This is a genomic window from Neoakkermansia glycaniphila (genome assembly GCF_001683795.1).
Taxonomy (GTDB): domain Bacteria; phylum Verrucomicrobiota; class Verrucomicrobiia; order Verrucomicrobiales; family Akkermansiaceae; genus Akkermansia; species Akkermansia glycaniphila.
The window spans coordinates 73,014-91,694 of record NZ_LIGX01000026.1 but is presented as its reverse complement, the minus strand read 5'-3'; the positions used below and the strand labels follow the sequence as shown (position 1 = coordinate 91,694).

Sequence of the window (18,681 nt, the reverse complement as noted above, 5' to 3'; positions counted from 1 at the left end):
CATCGGCGCCCCCTCCCGCATCCACCCAAGCGGGAAACGGGGCGCCGCCATCGTGGGGCAAAACCTCCTGCCCCACCGACAAACCAACTCTCCAAAACCATGCCTCTACTGCCCCGCATCCTCCTTCTTGCCTCCCTTTGCTTCCTCCCGCTGCATGCCGAACCTCCTGCCGCCCCTGCGCCGCAGACAACCGCTCCGGCGGCGGAACACCCCTTCCTCGAATGGAACGGGCCACCCCAGTGGTCGAAACTCACCGTCGAACAGGCCAAAATAGACCTCGACCACGCCATGAGCCAATACCGCGAACGCGTCCGGCAGCTTGAAAACGTCACCGACCCCACCTACGAAAACACCTTCGGCGAACTCGCCAACATCGACGAAAACCTGGAACGCCTCTGCCTGCGGCTCGAAGTACTCTCCTCCCTGTGCAACGAAACCGGGCAGCGGGATGCCGTCACCGGCATCACAACCACCATACAACAGGGGCTCGACGACGTCCTCATCAACGAAAAAATCTGGAAAATCCTGAAAAAAGCCGACGCTTGCGAATGGGCCAAACACCTCACCCCCGAACAAAACAGGTACAAGGAACAGATCATGGACTTCTTCCGCAAAAACGGAGGAGACCTGTCGCCTGAAGGCAAAAAACGCCTCGTCGCCATCAATCAGGAACTCCTTGCCCTCTCCAGCCGCTTTGCCTCCAACGCACTCGACTCCGCCAACAGTTGGAAAATCGTCATCAAAGACCGCTCCCGCCTCGCCGGACTGCCGTACTCCACCGTCCGCTACCTCCAATCACGGGCACAGGAACAGGGCTTCGGCGATGAAGAACACCCCCAATGGCTCGTCACCGCGCAGGACGGCAGCGCCTACAGCATCCTCGCCCAGGGCGACGACCCGAAACTGCGGGAAGAAATCTGGAGAAGCCTCCAGACCATCGGCAGGGGCAAGCACGACAACGCCCCCCTCATCAGCGGCATTCTGCAGCTCCGCCATGAAAAAGCGCGCCTCCTCGGATATGCCAACTATGCGGAAATGGCTGCCGACGACCGCATGGTCGGCACGGCGTCCCATGCCGCCGAATTCCTGCAAACCATCCACGACTCCATCATGCCCGCCTACAGGCAGGAAATGGCAACACTCCGCCGCCTCAAACGGGAACATACCGGCAACGCCGAAACCCTCCTCGACCCGTGGGACGTCGCCTACTACGGCCACCAACTATACGAAACGCAGGCAGACGACCAGAAAGGCAAACTCGACTCCTACCTCCGCGCGGACCACGTCATCCAGGGCATGTTCGACATCTTCTCCGGGCTCTACGGCCTCACCATTACCGAACGCCCCACCGCCTGCATCGCATCGGGCAGCGGCAAAACCGCACCGGAAGGCACCGTTGAAGTATGGGATCCCGCAGTCCGGTACTACGAAATCCGCGACACCGCCTCCGGCGAACACATCGGATCCTTCTACATGGACATGAACCCCCGCGACAACAAGCGCGACGGCATCTGGATGCAGACCATCGAATCGGGTTCTCCGCCCCGTGCCGGACACCCCCGCATCCCCCGGCTGGCGGCCATCTGCAGCTACACCGGAATCGGCACCAAAACACGCCCCACCACCATGTCCCCGGAAGACATCCAGGCCCTCTTCCATGAATTCGGCCACACCCTCCATCACTGCCTCTCGGAAGTCGGCATCCGCGACCTCTCCGGCACCAACACCGTCCTCGACTTCGTCGAATTCCCTTCCCAAATCAACGAAAACTGGGTCTGGGAACGGGAAGCCCTCAACCGCTTCGCCAAACAGCGCACCACCGGCAGACCCCTCCCGGACAAACTGTACCGCAGCATGCTCGCCTCGCAAAACTTCCTCCGGGCCAACAGCATCATGAATCAATGCGCCATCGCCCACTTCGACCTTGAAGTACACATGAACTATGAAAAATACAAGGACATGCCGCCCGAACGCATCGAACGCGAAATCCTTGCCGGCTACTGCCCGGAAACCACCGAACATGCCCCCATCCCCCTCTACGACCAGACCCACCTCTTCGTCGACAACTACGGAGCCGGATACTACGCCTACCTCTGGGGAGAAATGCTCACCACCGACGCCTTCTCCAAATTCAAGGAAAAAGGCATCCTGAACCCCGAAGTCGGAGCCGAATTCCGCCGTTGCATCCTCAGCAAAGGCAACTCCAAACCCGCCATCGAACTCTACCGCGACTTCATGGGCCGCGACCCCAAGCCGGACGCCTTCATCCGCAAACTCTCCGCCCCCGGCGAACCCTCCAAGCCATGACCTTCACTCGCAGCCTCCTGCTCCTCCTCGCCCTCGGATCCTGCCACGCGCAGGAACAAACGCCCGCTGCTCCACCCGCCCCGCCTGCAGCCATCCGGCTGCAGAACCATCCCTTCCTCGACGACACGCAACTTCCGGCTTGGTCGAAAATGACGCCGGAACAGGCACAGATCGACTGTACCATTGCCCTGCAGCGGCATGCCGCCATCATACAGGCGATCGAAAACGCCGCCGAACCCACCTACGAAAACACCTTCGGCCTCTACACCGGCAATCACGAACTCTTCCAAGCGTGGCTTCGCTGGCTCATCCTCGTCAAACTGCACGACACCCCCGAAACAAGAACAGCGACCGAAAAACTGGAACCTCTCTACCTCCAGGCTTCTTCAGCCGCATTCCACAGTGAAAAATTATGGAATACGCTTAAAAAAGTTGCCGGCAGTGACGAAGTTCGCACACTCTCCCCCGCCCGGCAACGCCTGATAGCCGAAACCGTGAATCTCTTCCGAGAAGAAGGCGCCGACCTTCCGCCTGAGAAAAAAACACGCCTTGCCGCCATCGACCAGGAACTCTCCCGACTCAGCCGATGCTTCACCGCCAACATCATCGACTCTACGAAAACATTCGAACTCTCCATTGGCGAAGAAAACGCTCCGGAGGCCACCCAACAACCGACCCCTCATACCGGCACGCCCCGCCGCATCCTGAACTACGGAAACGCCCGCCCAACACTGGCCGTCACAAAAGATGAACAACTGCGAAAAACAATCTGGCAGGCCCTCCAAACCATCGCCACCGGAACCTACGACAACGAACCCCTCATCAAACAAATCCTCACTCTTCGCCGCGAACGGGCGCAGCTACTGGGATATCCCACCTACGCGGACATGGTCGCCGCCCGGACCATGCTCGGCACAGGCGCCGCCGCCAAACGGCACATTTGCGGCATGATCGACAAACTCCGGTCGCAATACGCCGCAGAAACAGAAACCCTGCGCCGCCTCAAAGCCGACGAAACGAACAACCCGGACGCCCGCCTCGAACCGTGGGACCAGGCCTATTACATCGCCCGCCACTACGAAAAACAAAGCAAAATCTCTTATTGGGCGCTCGCCTCGCACTTCCCTGCCGACAACGTCCTCCAAGGCATGTTCGGCATCTACTCGCAGCTCTACGGCATCTCCGTCATCGAATGCCCTGCCAAAGCCGCCAAACCCGGCAGAAAACAAACCGTCCTGCCGGGTACCGTCGAAGTCTGGAACCGCCATGTACGCTTCTTCGAAATCCACGACCAAGCCACCGGCAAACTCCTCGGCTCCCTGTACATCGATGCAGGCAACCGCCCCGATAAACGCCCCGGCATCTGGACACAGGAAATCCGGCTCGGCTCATCCCGCACACCCGGCATCGTCTGCATCAGCCTCGCTCACGAATGGGACGACGACCTCGACCATGCAAGCATCGAACAACTCTTCCACGAATTCGGCCATGCCCTCCACCGCATCCTCTACGACGGTGAGGAAACAGACCTCGGCTGCATCTCCATCGCCCGCGACTTCAACGAATTCCCCTCCATCATCAATGAACTGTGGACATGGGATCGCGACATCCTCCAGCGCCTTTGCCAAGGCCCGCTGCCGGACGACGCCTACGAACAAATCCTTGCCAACCGGAACCTCTTCCGCATCGGCAACGAAATCTTCCAGTACAAAATGGCCCTGCTCGACTTGGAACTGCACAGCAGGCACATCGACGATGCAACCCCGCTCGACGACCTCGTCAAAACCATCATGGAACAAAACAACGTCCCCCATGCGGAACTCGACCTCGCCAACCTGCGGGAAAACATGCACCTGTTCAGCAACAGCGCCTACGCCGGACTCTACTTCGTCTACCTGTGGGACAAAATGCTGGCAGAGGATGCCTTCTCCCGCTTCCGTGAAAAAGGCCTCACCAACCCGGAAACCGGAGCCGAATTCCGCCGCACCATCCTCAGCAAAGGCAACTCCAAACCCGCCATCGAACTCTACCGCAACTTCATGGGCCGCGCCCCCAAACCCGACGTCCTGCTGCAAACTCTCGGCATACAGCCCACCACCCCGCACACACAGTCCGCTCACCAAGAACCATGAACATAAGACACCTAGCCCTTGCTCTTCTCAGTCTTCTCCCCCTGCATGCGGAACCGGATGGTGCTCTCCCACCCCCTCCGCTGTCGTACCGTATCCCGTCATCGGAAAACAACCCGCTTCTTGAGATATCAAAACCTCTGGAATGGTCGCGCCTGCTCCCCGGCCAGATACACGCAGACATCGACGCGGCCATGAGGAAGTACATAGAAAGAATACGCACGGCTGAAACCGTCGAAAAACCGACCTATGACAACACGCTCCTCATCTTTCTGGAAAACGCCACTCTCATGGATGCTTTTTACAGGGCGGAAGTGCTCATTCGGTTGCGAGACTCACCCGAACACCGCAAACTCGCCACCGAACTCGACAAAAAATACAATCAGGTCAAAGAAGCTCTCTTTCATAACGAGCACATATGGCCCATCCTTAAAAAAATGGTGACCCAGGACTGGATGCGTCGCCAGTACGGCGGTCGCCATCACTTCATTACCCGATTCATGGCCGAATTTCGCGACAATGGTGCGGATCTGCCACCCGACCAGAAAGCTCAATTCATCATACGTGAAAATGAACTCGCTGCTCTCAAACGCCAATTTGCAGCCAATCTGGCCGATGCACAAGCTGCATGGACATTCGACATCACGGACTACAAAATACTGGATAAACTACCGCCTGAATACGTCAAACAGGAAAACGGCCGCCGCTTCCTGCGGTACCATATCGCCGAAACCATACTCGGCATATGCCCCGATGAAAAACTGCGTGAAGCCTTATGGCGCAGCCTTCAAACCATCGGCAAAGAATCTCACGATAACTCCGACCTCATCCGCCGCATCCTCGCCGTCCGCCAAAAACAGGCAGAAGTGCTTGGATATGCCAACCACGCCGACCGCATCGCCTCTCGCTGCTCCATCAATACCGGAGCCCAAGCCGCCGAATACGTGCGGAACAGCCTGCAGCGCCTTCACCCGGCATACGTAAGAAATATGAAACGCCTGCAGGATATCAAAGCGCAACTTACCGAAAATCCGCAGGCAGAACTTGCACCATGGGATGTCCCCTACTATTCATACATCTTATCTTCCATTTACCTTAAGCATTTTGCAGACTTCGACAAGATGCTCACCAGCGACATGGTTCTCCAGCGCATCTTTGACCGACTCTCCCACATGTACGGCATCACTTTCTCGGAAAGAACAACTGTCTATCTTGAACCGGGAAGCAACAAAAAAGCCCCTGCCGGCACAGTCGAAGTATGGCATCCGGGAGTCCGCTACTTTGAAATCACCGACAAGACAAGTAATGCTCGCCGAGGCGCCATCTACCTTGATCTGGAATATCGGGAGAACAAGGAAACCGGCATCTGGACCATACCGGTCACCACCTATCCGCATCCATTGCAAAAGGTTCATTGTTCGGTCATTTCATCTTCGCATGGAATTCAGGCACTCATGTATCCAGCCGGCATTCAGCACATGCTGCACGAACTGGGCCACGTCCTTCACCGATTCATGAGCAATACAGAACAGGATTACCTCGGATTCCAAACCAGCGTGGACGATTTCGACGAATTCACGGCTACGCTTCATGCCAACCTGGCCAAACGGCGCGATGTCCTCACATCTCTGATGCAGCCGGCGCTCACGACTGAAGCATACCTCAATTACAACAATCTGAAAGAATATGAGGACATCCAGACACAGTTCCGCATTCTTTGCGAATCCCTGCTTGATCTCGAAATCCACATGCACGGCAACCTTGATGCAAGTCAGGACCTCGCTGCCTCCGAAAAGGAAATCCTGCGTGATTACCTCTACCTCACCCCGCAGGGGGAGAACCTGACGGAATACCTCCCATTCTGCCGGAACACCTTCATCTTCGCGGGCGGTTATTCCGGACTCTATTATACATACTTCAGAAGTGAAGAGCTGGCCACATGTGCCCGCCACCGCTTTTTCGACGAAAGCATGCGGTTCCGCCAAACCTTCCTCGAAAAAGGGTACAGCAAACCGGCAAGCGAACTATACGGCAATTTCATGGGAATCGACCCTTCTCCCGCCTCCATCCAGCGCTACCTCTACCTTGATCCCGACCTCGAATATCCCGAAAACGTCGAAACCACTCCCGCCCCAATAAAACCATGATCCTTCGCTCCCTATTCTCCGTCGTCCTCGTCCTGCTGCCTCTGCATGCGGAGCCGACTGTACCGGCTCCTGTACGGCAGGCCGAAACGGCCACATCGGAAGATCACCCTTTCCTCGACAACAGCGGGCCGCCCCGATGGTCGAAAATGACGCCGGAACAACTGCGCATCGATTCCGAAATCGCCCTGCAAGCCGCGATGGACAAGCTGCGAGTCATCGAACAGGTCACCGAACCGACCTATGACAATACATTCGGCAAACTGGCCAACGACATGACGATGGTCAACACTGTCATGCGTACCAGCCTCCTCTCCTCCACCTGTGATTCCCCTGAATGGCGCACCGCCACACAAGAACTCCTCGCACGGTTCACCACATTCGACACCGCTTTTTGGCAAAACGAAACCATTTGGAAAATCATGCAACAGGCTGCTGCCAGCGAATGGGCCAAAACCCTGCCGCCACATCGCCGCTACTTCATGCAAGAAGTCATCCAACGCTTCAGGATGGAAGGCATCGACCTCCCGCCCGCCCGGAGAGCCCGGCTCTCTGCCATCAAACAGGAACTGACTGATCTTGCCCAGCAATTCTCCGCCAATCTGATCGACTCCCGCCGTGAATGGCAATTCGATCTGACGCCATACGCCGATCTCGGCGGCATCGAAACCCTGCACTTCGAACAGGAGGGAAACCGCCGCATGGCCCGGCTGGACCAGGCTTTCGTCATCCTTAGCTTCGCCGACGACGAAAAATTGCGCGAAGCCGTATGGACAGCCATGAAAACTCTCGGCAAAACGCCGCACGACAATAGCTCCGTCATTCAACGCATCCTTGCCCTGCGCCATGAGCAGGCTCGCATCCTCGGTTACGCCTCCTATGCGGATCTTGTGGCCGCCCGCTGCATGATGGGAACCTCCGAAGCCGCCGAACGGCACATCCGCTCCATGCTCCACCACCTCACTCCGCAGCATGAAACCGCTCTGGAAAACCTTCGCAAGGCCAAAGCCGAACACACGCACAATGCAGCCGCCATCCTCCAGCCATGGGATACCGGCTACTACACCATACGGCTTTCCAGAGACGAAGCGCCGTTCAACGGATACGAATTCAGCCGGCATCTCCCGACTCGTTACGTCTTGCCCCGTATCTTCGCCATCTTCTCGGAACTGTATGGCATCAGCATCACCGAATGTCCCGCCGCCTTCGCAAAACCGGGGAGTAAACCCGCCATCCTGCCGGGCACAGCGGAAGTATGGGCTCCGGGCGTACGCTACTATGAAGTGCGCGACAAAACAACCGGCACGCACCTCGGCTCCTTCTACATCGACGGCGATCCCAGGCCCGGAAAAAAGCCCGGCACATGGACGCAAACCATCAGCATCGGCAAACCGGCTTCTCCCCAATCACCTCTCATTCCCCACTACGCCGCCATCACGACCTCCCTTCCATCTGCCGGAACACTTTCCAGCACAGCCATCGCCACCTATTTCCATGAATTCGGACACATCCTTCACCAAATGCTGGAAGAAGTCGAATGCCCCAGCCTGGGTAACTACGCACTGGAACCGGACTTTAGAGAATTCCCTTCCATCCTTCACGAAAAACTGGCCAGAGAACCCGAAATCCTCGCCCGCATCTCGCAACCTGCCATCCCGGCAGCACTCCTCACCGCATTCACGGCCAATCATCGCTTCTTTCAGGCATACGACGCCATCGTCCCATACCATCAGGCTTTGATCGACCTCGAACTGCACAGGCACTACGAACAATACGCAGGCAAGGACATCGACACCGTCGAACAGGAAATCATCCGCAAAAACTCCCTCCCTGCTACAGCCTTCAATTCCTGCCCGCTTCGAACCAACCTCCACATCTTTGCCAACTTCTACGCAGGAGTATACTACACCTACGCATGGAACGACATGTTGGCGGAAGATGCCTTCTCCCGCTTCCGTGAAAAAGGCCTCACCAACCCGGAAACAGGAGACGAATTCCGCCGCACCATCCTCAGCCAAGGCAGCAGCAAACCGGCTGCCGAACTCTACCGCAACTTCATGGGCCGCGACCCCAAACCGGACGCCCTGCTGCACAGCCTCGGCATCAAGCCGCAAAAAGAGATTCCTTCGGACGCAAAAACGCGCTAAAATCCACTCAACAATTAACGTACACATTGGACAACATGAACAAACTCGCACTCGCACTGTGCGCTTTCTGCATCGGCAACCTGCCCCTGCATGCCGAAAACGCAGCCAAGGCCGCTCCTGCAACCTCCGCCAAACCGGACGAAACCGCCAAGCACCCCTTCCTCGACGAAGGCCTCCTTCCCCAGTGGTCCAAACTCACCCCTGAACAGGCGCAAATCGACATCCCCATCGCCCTCAAGCTCTCCCGGCAGCGGCTCGAAGCCCTGTGCAGCGTCACCGAACCCACCTATGAAAACACCTTCGGCGCCCTTGAAAAAGTCTCCGAACCGCTCGACCGCGCCTGGGACCGTCTCCAAACGCTCGACTCCGTCCGCGACAACCCGAAGCAACGAGAAGTCATCACCCAGCTCATGCCGGACATCATCCGCTTCGGGAACTCCATCGCCTACAACGAAAAACTCTGGAGCGTCCTGAAAAAGGCCGAACAGTGCGAATGGATGAAAAATCTCAGCCCCACGCAAAAACGCTTCGTCACCGAAACGATGGACAGCTTCCGCGACAACGGCGCCGACCTGCCGCCGGACAAAAAGGCACGCCTCGCCTCCATCAACGAAGAACTCTCCACCCTCTCCAAACAATTCTCCGAAAACGTCCTCGACTCCACCAACGCGTGGGAACTCGTCATCAAGGACAAAAAGGAACTCGCGGGCATGCCCGAATCATGGATGGAAACGGCGCAGGCCGCAGCCGCAGCCAAGGGACACGGCGACGCGAAAAATCCCCAATGGCTTGTCACCCTGCAATACCCGTCCTACGGCCCCATCATGAAATACGCCGACAATGCCGCTCTGCGCGAAAAAGTCTGGCGTGCCGACAACACCGTCGGACAGGCTCCGTACGACAACGCTCCCATCATCGCCAAAATCCTCGCCCTGCGCGATGAAAAAGCCCGTCTGCTCGGCTTCAAAAACTATGCGGACCTCACCACCGTGCGCCGCATGGCCGGATCGGGAGCCAAGGCTCTCTCCTTCATCGAAAACATGCACGACAAGGTAAAGCCCAAATTCCTCGAAGAACAGAAAACCCTGCGCCAGTTCAAGGCAAAGCAAACGGGCAAACCCGTCGCCAAACTCGACCCGTGGGACCGCTCCTACTATGCCGAAAAACTGCGCAAGGAACAGTACGACTTCGATGCCGAAGCCCTCAGACCCTACTACTCGGCGGAAAATGTCTTCAAGGGAATGTTCGACATCTACTCCAAATTGTACAACATCTCCATCACCGAACGGCCTACCTCTTACATCGAACCCGGCAGTGGCAAAACCGCCCCGCAAGGCACGGTCGAAGTATGGAATGACGACGTGCGCTTCTTCGACATCAAAGACAACGCCACCGGAGAACTCCTCGGCTCCTTCTACATGGACTGGTACCCCCGCGCCACCAAACGCGGCGGAGCATGGATGAGCCCATTCAGCCACGGCCTCCCGGCCATGAACGGCCAACCGCGCATCCCGCACATCGGCTCCATCAACGGCAACATCACACCGCCCGCTGGCGACCAGCCCGCCCTGCTCAACCACCTCGACGTCGAAACCGTCTTCCATGAATTCGGCCACCTCCTCCACCTCATGCTTTCGGATGTCGACGTCAAGGCTCTCGCCGGCACCAGCGTGGCCTGGGACTTCGTCGAACTTCCCTCCCAAATCAATGAAAACTGGACGTGGGAACGCGAACCCATCGACATCTTCGCCCGCCACTACAAAACGGGCGAAAAACTCCCGGACGACCTTTACAAAAAAATGATCGCCGCGCGCAACTTCATGAGCGCCTCCATGGCCATGGCCCAATGCGGAGTCGCCAAGTTCGACCTCGAACTGCACATGAACTACGACAAATACAAAGGCCGCGGCATCGATGAAATCGACAGCGAAGTCCTCGCCGACTACCGTCCCGACTATTCGGAACAGGGCCCATCCCTCATGCGCTCCCTCACCCATGTATTCTCCGGCGGCTACAGCGCAGGCTACTACTCCTACAAATGGGCCGAAGCCCTCGAAGCGGACGCCTTCTCCCGCTTCCTCAAGGAAGGCGTACTCAATCCCAAAGTCGGTGCGGACTTCCGCCGCACCATCCTCAGCAAGGGAGACAGCAAACCCGCCGCCGAACTCTACCGGGACTTCATGGGCCGCGACCCGAACCCGGATGCCCTGCTCATCAAAACGGGTATCCTCCCCGCACCGGCCGACGACAAAAAATAACGCAAACACTCGACATGCAGTACCCCGACGGCACGGAAATACGAATCGACGACCTCATCTGGGCCGATGAAGGCATCCAGATCGCACGCATCGTCGGCATCCTCGAAACCGAAGAAGAATACACCGCATGGGACGAACCCGGCCCATGCATCCTCTACACGCAGGACATCTTCTCTGCCGCCGGAGACGGCAACGCCCTCTACAGCCTTCCTGCCGACCTCCTCGTGCAGGAAGGCATCGGTGCACTCAGCGAAAACGAACGGCTCCTCCTCCGCTGCCTCTGCCGCATACTCGCCGACCGCACGGGACACGACGTCCACAGCCCTGACTGCAACTGCCACATCTGGAAATACCCCGTCCCCATGCCGGACGGAACCTTCAACCACCGCTGGTTCCTCCACCTCGGGGCCACCCGGGAAAACGCCCCTCACCCCGGCTGGTACGCCCTCGACAACAACGACCTCTCCTTCACCCCTCTCACCGACGAAGAACTCCTCGTCCTCTGGGGACACCCCTTCTACTACACCACCCCGGCCAACGGCGAAATCGCCCAGGCTCCCCATCCCGGCTCCTGAACGCAAGGCGGCGCACGCCGCCCAACCCCTTGTCCATACACACAACATGAGCAACACTCGAATCACACTCGCAGGCATCGGATGCGGCGCACGCACCCGCACCTACATGAAACTCGCCATGGAACGGCCCGACCGCTTCCAAATCACCGCCGCCGCCGACATCGTCCCTGTACGGGCCGAACAGGTACGCGACTACGCCCCGGAAAACGAACGTGCCGGCGTACGCCTATTCTCCAGTGCCGCCGAACTCCTCGCCCAGCCCAAAATGGCGGATGTAGCCATCATCGGCACGCAGGACGACTACCACTTCGAACCCTGCAAAAAAGCCCTCGAACTCGGCTACGACGTCCTCCTCGAAAAACCCATCGCCAAAACCCTCCGCGAAGCCCTCGAACTGCGCGACCTCGCCGCCAAACTCGGCCGCCGCGTCGCCATCTGCCACGTCCTCCGCTACACCCCCTTCTACAACGCCATCCGCAACGTCATCCAAAGCGGAGAACTCGGTGAAATCATCACCTTCAACGCCAATGAAGGCGTCGGAGCCTGGCACTTCGGCCACTCCTTCGTCCGCGGACACTGGGGCAGCAGCATCGCCTCCACGCCCATGATCGTCGCCAAATGCTGCCACGACATGGACATCCTCTACTGGCTCATGGGCCGCAAATGCGAAAACGTCGCCAGCTTCGGCGAACTCTCCTTCTTCCGCAAGGAAACCCTCAGGGAACCGCGCCCCGTCCGCTGCGTCGACTGGACCACCCCCGTCGGCGAAGACCCGTGGGACGCCCGCAAATACATCTCCGACGAAAGCTGCCGCCGCTGGCTCCGCATGGTCATGGACGGCGCGGAAACCGCCACCGAAGAAGAAATCACCGAATGGCTCCGCACCTCCAAATGGGGCCGCGACGCCTTCCAGTGCGAAGACAACGACCAGCCCGACCACCAGGTCGCCATCATGCGCTTCATGGGCGGTCTCACCGGCACCTTCACCATGACCGCCTTCGAAGAAGGCCGCCACATCGAAATCTACGGCACCAAGGCCAAACTCCGCGCCGGAGCCTTCTACAAAGACAACGGCCCGGGAGAAATAACCGTCACCGAACACTTCAGCAAAACCATCCGCAAAGTCGAAGTCGAAGAACCCGATGGCGGCTACGCCGGACACGGCGGCGGCGACTGGGGCCTCGTGGACAGCCTCTACGACGATATGCGCACCGTACCTGATGCCGACGCCATGACCACCTCCATCGCCGCCTCGGCGCACTCCCACGTCATCGCCTTCGCCATCGAACACGCCCGCCGCACCGGAGAAGTCATCGACCTCGCCGAATTCGAACGCAAAGTCCTCTCCGGCGAATTGAACTACTGAAGCATACTGCCTCCCATCCAACCAAACGGCCATGGCTCAATCGAGCCATGGCCGTTTTGCATAACATCTGGTCAACCGTTCCTGCCGGAACCCCGGCCTAAGCCCGAATCACTCTTCTTTCTCGTCCTTCTGATCCTCCGAGTCCTCATTCGAAGCCCCGTCCAGCGAATCGCTAACGGAAATTTTGCCGTCCTTACTCGTGAAAAACACAATATCCGACATTGCCGAACGGTTCTGCACATCATACATATCGAACAAATAGGCAAACTCACCGTCACCCATATCTTCATCCTTGATCCCGAACGCCTTGCCCAGGGTAAACGTATCAATCTCCACCTCCGTCGGATCGGAATCCTCTCCGGAAATCTGAAGACCGTACATCAGCGTCGTAATCTTATCGCCCTCCTTCAGCTTCACCAAATTCTTCTCTCCCATCTTCGACCCTTCCTCCACCTTGCGCGCACCCAGAATCTTGTAGCCCTCTTCCTTGAAATCGTACACGACAGACAAATGATGCTTCACGCCGTTCAGCAACACGGGAACCTCATACCGGTAAAACGTCTCGCCGTTCTCCTTGAAATCCATATAAAGCAAATGCCCGTCGAGATGAGCCCATTTGCCATTGAAACGATCCTCGAACGTACCCGCATCCCAATTCACATCGAGATTCGCATCACTGCCGAGAAACACAATGATATCCTCCTTCGCATCCACGATGGCGAGCACGCAATTCACTCGGTCGATCCACTCCGCACGGTCTGCGCCCAGCGCAAGCAAGGCATTACCGTCATCGGTAATCTTCACCGGAAAATCCTCCAGCTTATCGATATCGGACTTCACCTCCTCCAGCTTCTCCGGCAAAGCCTCAAGCTCATTCTCCTCCCCTCCCTCTTCGCCGAACAAGGCATCATGCGCGGCGGCGGCGCACACCTCCGCCAGACTCGAAGCCGTCTCCAAATCGACAAAACCGAACTGCCAGCCGTAATAGGCAATAAACGAACTGGGCCCCTGCTCCAGCATCGTACCGAAATTCTCCTTATCGCCGTCGAACGGATAATAACAGGAAAGACCGTTCGATTTGCGGTACGGACCGTTCACCTTATACACCACGCACTCCTGCAGTGCTTTCAGCACCGTAGGCGAATGCTCCGGCAGCAACTTGCCGGCATTCTTCACCATCTGACCCATATCCACCATATTGGAATAGCCTCCCTTGGAAGAATTGCTGTAATTCTCCGCCTTCTGCGCCTGCCTTCCCAGCTTGGCGAATACCTTACTGTCCTCGGAAGCCCGCATGACCGCCTCATAACCCAGCAGATCGTACGCATCGCTGAGCTTGCCGATTCCGGAAAGATCCACAACGGAAAGTGTCGCCTCGTCCTCCGTTCCGGCCTCCCGGCATCCCTCCAGATAGGAATCGCAAATCACCTTGCCGAGAGCCTTGCCGTCCATTGACGTATCTTCACCGAGAGCATCCAGCCAACCCGTATAAAACCAGCCGTTGCCCGGCTCCAACTCTTCGGAAGCCACCAGATAGCGCCCCAGCCCCTGAAACGTCTTCGCCGTATCGAGCGAAGCCATCAAGCATGTATCGAACCCGATAACCTCGAAAGGAGGCTCCTCCTCAGATGCTTCAAACACCTTGCCGAAAGCCTCCTTCATCTCTTTCAGGGACAAGGCATCCATTTCGAAATTTTCATCGCAGGCCGCACCGCCGATGCTGCCTCCCCCGTGATTCCAGAAAATGAAAACCTTATGGTCCGCATCGTGATTCTCCCTGCAGAACTTCAGAAAACCTTCCAGCGTGGAAGCATCCCCCATATTCGCCTGCGGCAGCGTAGCCACCCTCTCCAACTCTCCTTCGCTGTACACAAAGCGGGCAATCTTGTCGGCCGGAATATCCGCCTCCTCCGAATGCCATACAGCCGCACCGCCCGTCTGAATCACCACCTTCACATTCTCCGGCAGATCGGCATCCAGCATTTCTTCAAGATCTGCACTGGCGGCACCATGCTTTCTCTCCAAATCGCTGCCGCACAAATACCAATAAATGGCCCATGTCTCCTCCTTCTCCTTCGCCTGCACCAAAGCACCGGAAAACAGGCAAAAACAACCTACCCAGCGGAACACCGCCACAAAAAATGCATTCATCGTATGAAAAATAATATCAATCGGCTCGCACCGGCATAAAATCAAAGGGCTGTTTCCTGCCGGAGGAAAACAGCCCTGCCTATCGAATCGACCCGCTTACTTTTGAGCGGCTTCGAGCTTCTCGACGGCTGTTTTCAGGGCGGCGCTGCCGAAATATTCCTTCTCGGCCAGAACCTTCAACATACTTTGATACGTCGTATCCAGCTTTTCGATATCTTCGGCATTCTCTTGTATCAACTTGCCCATGGCTTCCGGATCGACACCCTTGGCGGCTTCCGACACCTGGGCAGCAAGCGTTGCCAATTGTTCAAGCCCTTGAGCGGCCGCATCGGCGGTAGCCGTATCCTTGATCTCGGCAATAATTTCGATAGCGCCTGCCGTCACAGCCACCATGGCTTCCAGCACCTGTTGTTCCTTGCTCGCAGGAGCTTCATCTGCATCCTGAGCAAAAGCGGGTTGAACCATGGCGACCGGAGCGAGCATGGCGGCGGACAAAATATATTTCATTATTCTATTTCTATCAGTTATATGTGTTGATAAACCCATGTCTCGATATGACCAGATACCGCGTCATGGCACTTGCATGCACAGAACACTTTGCATCAATACAGAACGATCTGCAATAGTAAGTAAACACAGTCTTACAAAGCAAATGGAAAAAAGCAATAAAAAAATCGTGAAAAATACTCGAACTCCTTGAAAACAGCATACGCACGAATATTGCCAGATACACGTCCACATTCAACCATGCGGCAATGCAGCTTGCCATGCCTCTGACGACCTGCTACCATATCGGCCGATCATGCGCACCAACCGATACTTCCTCCTCGCCCTGGCCGTCATCATCGCCATTCTTTGGCTCATCCGCGAATACCTCCGCAGCAGCGATCCCCGGCTGGCCGACCTCGTCTTCGCCTACGGTTTTTGCGCCACTCTGGCTACCCTTGGAGTCATTGCCTGGCTCAGCGCCCGCAGAATGAGGGAACGCGCCATCATCGAAGAACTGGAACGCATGAAACAAGCGGGCCTGCTGACCACCACCACCTACACCGCCCGCCGCGCCTTCCGGCTCCGCGGCAATGAACGGGACAGCCTCCGCTACTTCCTCGAACTGGAAAACGGACGCGTACTCGTCCTCGAAGGAAGTTACCTCTATCAGGAAGACGGACACAGCGACTTTCCCTGCAAGCAGTTCACCATCGAACGCCATACCGAACACGGCTACGTACTCGACCTTCTTTGCGAGGGCGCACCCATAATGCCTGAAGCCGACATGCTCTTCGACGAAACCGCGGCCCTCAAATACTACCCGGAATGCCCCGATGCAGCAGAAGCCTTCGACCTCTTCGAAACAACCTACCCGGACAACACCATCCTCGAAGACACCTACGACTCCATCTTCACGCGCCTGCAGGAAACCCAGCCCGGCCAGATAAGCGGCATGTAAACCGCACGACGCGCTCCGGGTACCGTCAGCGCAAACGGATCACCGTATCGACGGCATTCCACGACATTCCTTCGGGTAGGGAAATACTGTATCCGTTGTCCGTCTTTTCCAGCTTTGCGGGCTTTCCGTTGAAACTGCTGTCGTCGATCACCGTCGCTTCCGTGAAAGAATCCTTCAAATCCTTGAGCTCAAGCGGTACACTCCCCGTCAACGCGTTGCCTTTTCCGGCCATCAGCGGGCATACATGCACATAGACCGTCTTTTTCCCGTTGCCGTCCACTTTGTAGCAACTTCCACCCCACGGCTGATTCTTCAGGGGGCCGCCTCGTGTTCCGTACACGGCTTCGCCATATACCTTCAGCCACTTGCCCATGGCCTTGAAGACGTCCGCCTGTTCAGGCACCAGCGTACCGTCCGGCGCAGGCCCGATATTGTACAGAAGATTGCCGTCCTTCACCGTATTGTTCACCAGAAACATAATCGATTTTTCTACGGGAACCGTTTTGGCCTTGGAACTGTACGACCAGCTGCCTGTCCAGCCCGTATTCGGCACATTGGCCACCGTCATGCAACTTTCCCACGGCACGGAATCGTCGAAACCGCCCAGCCTGCACTCCGGCGTCTTGAAATCGCCCTTCAACTCGGCCGGAAAATCGTTCCTCTGCATGCGCACCACATTCATACGGTCATTTACCAGAATATCCGGTTGCAACTGCTTGAAACGGCGCAGCACCGTGCGAGGATCCCAATCATTGAGAGAACTGTTGCCCACACTGTCGAACCACAGCACATCCACCTTCCCATAGCGGGTCAGCAGTTCCGTCAGTTGCCCGATATAATATTCCAGATAGCGGTAATGCTGGTTCGTCAGATAATTGGGATGATACCAGTCGCGAGCGGAATAATAAAAGCCCAGCTTCATCCCGGCCTGATGAACCGCATCGGCAAACTGCCTGACAATATCCTTGCCGTACGGAGACTTCGAAATCGTGTACACATCGAATTCGGACGGGAAATTACTGAACCCGTCGTGATGCTTCGTCGTCAGCACAGCATACTTCATCCCGCTGTCTTTCGCCACATCCATCCAGGCGGCAGGATCATACTTCACCGGATTGAACTTTTTGTACAAACGGTCGTATTCGAAATCCAGCGCATTGTTGCAGCCCTTGTTCACGCTGTCCTTGGGACGACTCGCCTTGCGCTCCCAACTGATCTCGGCCTCGGCCAGAGACGAGGGATTCCAATGGATGAACATGCCGAATTTCGAATCGCGAAGCCATTGCAGCTGCCTGTCGTTCGCTTTCATATCGAACAACCCGTTGCATGCCTCGTTCACCAGATCCCGATCCCGCACCGGCATGAACACTTCATCCTTCGGAGACAACACAACAAGCCCTTCGCCCATATGCGCCATACGGAAATTGGGTACCGGGCTCTGATGCTCATCCGCCAGCCAGACTTTCAGCTGTAAAAGCCGGGCGGCTGTTGCCAACCCGCACACTTTTTTCCCTGCGACTCTCTTCACATCCTTTGAAGGCACAACAACATGGCACAAGGATGAAAGAAACGCCTCCGGTACATATATCTTCCCACCCATCGACAGCGGGCGCGTTTCATCCGTCAGAGCCACGCGCTTGCCGCGAACCATCGCATAGGGAGAACCGTGCAGACGCCCATGCGCAACGGTAAAATACACGGCATCAGCCAGTCTGGCATCCACCTCCTGCCGAATCTCCGCTACATTATCCTGATACGGGCGCGTATTGTCAAAATAGCTATGGATTTGCCCCGCCTGTTCCCGGGTAATGACCGGGCCGATCCATGCACTCTCTTCGGCATCTTTACCCGCACCGGCAACCATACGGATATACTGCCCCACATCCTGCGCGGACAGGGTATACACACCGGCATCCTTCCCTTCCTTCACGACCGATGCCGTGCCGCCTCGTTCATCACTGCGCTCCCAGCGAAACACCGGAACCGCTTTGCCATCCGGAGATGAAACCACCGCTTTCAGCGGCGTACCGACTACTTCCTGCCCGTCAATATAAGGCCTCACCCACACATCTCCGCCAAAGGCGGCAACAGCTCCGAAAACGAAACCGGAAGAGGCAACAACACGGCAGACATTAACGTTCATCCAATTCCACATGA

Annotated in this window: 11 protein-coding genes; 8 read left to right on the top strand and 3 right to left on the bottom strand. The window is 57.0% G+C overall.

Annotated features, from left to right (window positions below; translation table 11 throughout):
• Positions 1–99 precede the first annotated feature (99 nt).
• From AC781_RS07885 to AC781_RS07855, 7 genes are read left to right on the top strand one after another with little or no spacing between them, the layout of a single operon-like run.
• Complete coding sequence (locus AC781_RS07885; RefSeq protein ID WP_083076794.1) at positions 100–2,307, top strand: M3 family metallopeptidase; 2,208 nt, start codon at positions 100–102, stop codon at positions 2,305–2,307.
• Positions 2,304–4,439 (top strand): M3 family metallopeptidase, encoded by a 2,136-nt coding sequence (locus AC781_RS07880; protein ID WP_067776171.1) that lies wholly within the window; start codon positions 2,304–2,306, stop codon positions 4,437–4,439. Before AC781_RS07885 ends, AC781_RS07880 begins: the two co-directional genes overlap by 4 nt.
• Positions 4,436–6,583, top strand: coding sequence for a M3 family metallopeptidase (locus AC781_RS07875; RefSeq protein WP_083076792.1), 2,148 nt, complete (start codon positions 4,436–4,438; stop codon positions 6,581–6,583). The genes AC781_RS07880 and AC781_RS07875 overlap by 4 nt, the downstream gene beginning before the upstream one ends.
• Positions 6,580–8,727, top strand: coding sequence for a M3 family metallopeptidase (locus AC781_RS07870; RefSeq protein ID WP_067776162.1), 2,148 nt, complete (start codon positions 6,580–6,582; stop codon positions 8,725–8,727). The genes AC781_RS07875 and AC781_RS07870 overlap by 4 nt, the downstream gene beginning before the upstream one ends.
• Before the next feature lie 35 nt (positions 8,728–8,762).
• The gene (locus AC781_RS07865) at positions 8,763–10,985 is read left to right on the top strand and encodes a M3 family metallopeptidase (protein ID WP_083076791.1); all 2,223 of its coding nucleotides are present in this window, start codon (positions 8,763–8,765) and stop codon (positions 10,983–10,985) included.
• Positions 10,986–10,999: 14 nt separating this feature from the next.
• Complete coding sequence (locus tag AC781_RS14055; protein ID WP_067776159.1) at positions 11,000–11,560, top strand: hypothetical protein; 561 nt, start codon at positions 11,000–11,002, stop codon at positions 11,558–11,560.
• A 46-nt stretch (positions 11,561–11,606) separates the two neighbouring features.
• Positions 11,607–12,926: a Gfo/Idh/MocA family protein gene (locus tag AC781_RS07855; RefSeq protein ID WP_067776156.1), complete on the top strand. Its 1,320-nt coding sequence runs from the start codon at positions 11,607–11,609 to the stop codon at positions 12,924–12,926.
• Positions 12,927–13,034: 108 nt separating this feature from the next.
• On the opposite strand, the gene AC781_RS07850 is transcribed toward AC781_RS07855, so the two are convergent.
• Together AC781_RS07850 and AC781_RS07845 are read right to left on the bottom strand one after the other, a co-directional pair.
• Positions 13,035–15,077 (bottom strand): clostripain-related cysteine peptidase, encoded by a 2,043-nt coding sequence (locus tag AC781_RS07850; RefSeq protein ID WP_067776153.1) that lies wholly within the window; start codon positions 15,075–15,077, stop codon positions 13,035–13,037.
• A 96-nt stretch (positions 15,078–15,173) separates the two neighbouring features.
• Positions 15,174–15,584 (bottom strand): hypothetical protein, encoded by a 411-nt coding sequence (locus tag AC781_RS07845; RefSeq protein ID WP_067776149.1) that lies wholly within the window; start codon positions 15,582–15,584, stop codon positions 15,174–15,176.
• Between the two features lie 295 nt (positions 15,585–15,879).
• Between AC781_RS07845 and AC781_RS07840 the strand changes: the two genes are divergently transcribed.
• Entirely contained in the window at positions 15,880–16,524 is a 645-nt protein-coding gene (locus tag AC781_RS07840) for a hypothetical protein (RefSeq protein ID WP_067776146.1), read from the top strand.
• A gap of 25 nt (positions 16,525–16,549) precedes the next feature.
• Here AC781_RS07840 and AC781_RS07835 read toward each other — a convergent pair whose 3' ends face one another.
• Entirely contained in the window at positions 16,550–18,667 is a 2,118-nt protein-coding gene (locus AC781_RS07835; RefSeq protein ID WP_071133319.1) for an alpha-L-fucosidase, read from the bottom strand.
• Between the last annotated feature and the right edge of the window lie 14 nt (positions 18,668–18,681).

What these genes read in the sequence shown, in the direction of transcription:
- AC781_RS07885 (WP_083076794.1), top strand. Translation starts at nt 100, where the DNA reads ATGCCTCTACTGCCCCGCATCCTCCTTCTTGCCTCCCTTTGCTTCCTC.
- AC781_RS07880 (WP_067776171.1), top strand. Translation starts at nt 2,304, where the DNA reads ATGACCTTCACTCGCAGCCTCCTGCTCCTCCTCGCCCTCGGATCCTGC.
- AC781_RS07875 (WP_083076792.1), top strand. Translation starts at nt 4,436, where the DNA reads ATGAACATAAGACACCTAGCCCTTGCTCTTCTCAGTCTTCTCCCCCTG.
- AC781_RS07870 (WP_067776162.1), top strand. Translation starts at nt 6,580, where the DNA reads ATGATCCTTCGCTCCCTATTCTCCGTCGTCCTCGTCCTGCTGCCTCTG.
- AC781_RS07865 (WP_083076791.1), top strand. Translation starts at nt 8,763, where the DNA reads ATGAACAAACTCGCACTCGCACTGTGCGCTTTCTGCATCGGCAACCTG.
- AC781_RS14055 (WP_067776159.1), top strand. Translation starts at nt 11,000, where the DNA reads ATGCAGTACCCCGACGGCACGGAAATACGAATCGACGACCTCATCTGG.
- AC781_RS07855 (WP_067776156.1), top strand. Translation starts at nt 11,607, where the DNA reads ATGAGCAACACTCGAATCACACTCGCAGGCATCGGATGCGGCGCACGC.
- AC781_RS07850 (WP_067776153.1), bottom strand. Translation starts at nt 15,077, where the DNA reads ATGAATGCATTTTTTGTGGCGGTGTTCCGCTGGGTAGGTTGTTTTTGC.
- AC781_RS07845 (WP_067776149.1), bottom strand. Translation starts at nt 15,584, where the DNA reads ATGAAATATATTTTGTCCGCCGCCATGCTCGCTCCGGTCGCCATGGTT.
- AC781_RS07840 (WP_067776146.1), top strand. Translation starts at nt 15,880, where the DNA reads ATGCGCACCAACCGATACTTCCTCCTCGCCCTGGCCGTCATCATCGCC.
- AC781_RS07835 (WP_071133319.1), bottom strand. Translation starts at nt 18,667, where the DNA reads ATGAACGTTAATGTCTGCCGTGTTGTTGCCTCTTCCGGTTTCGTTTTC.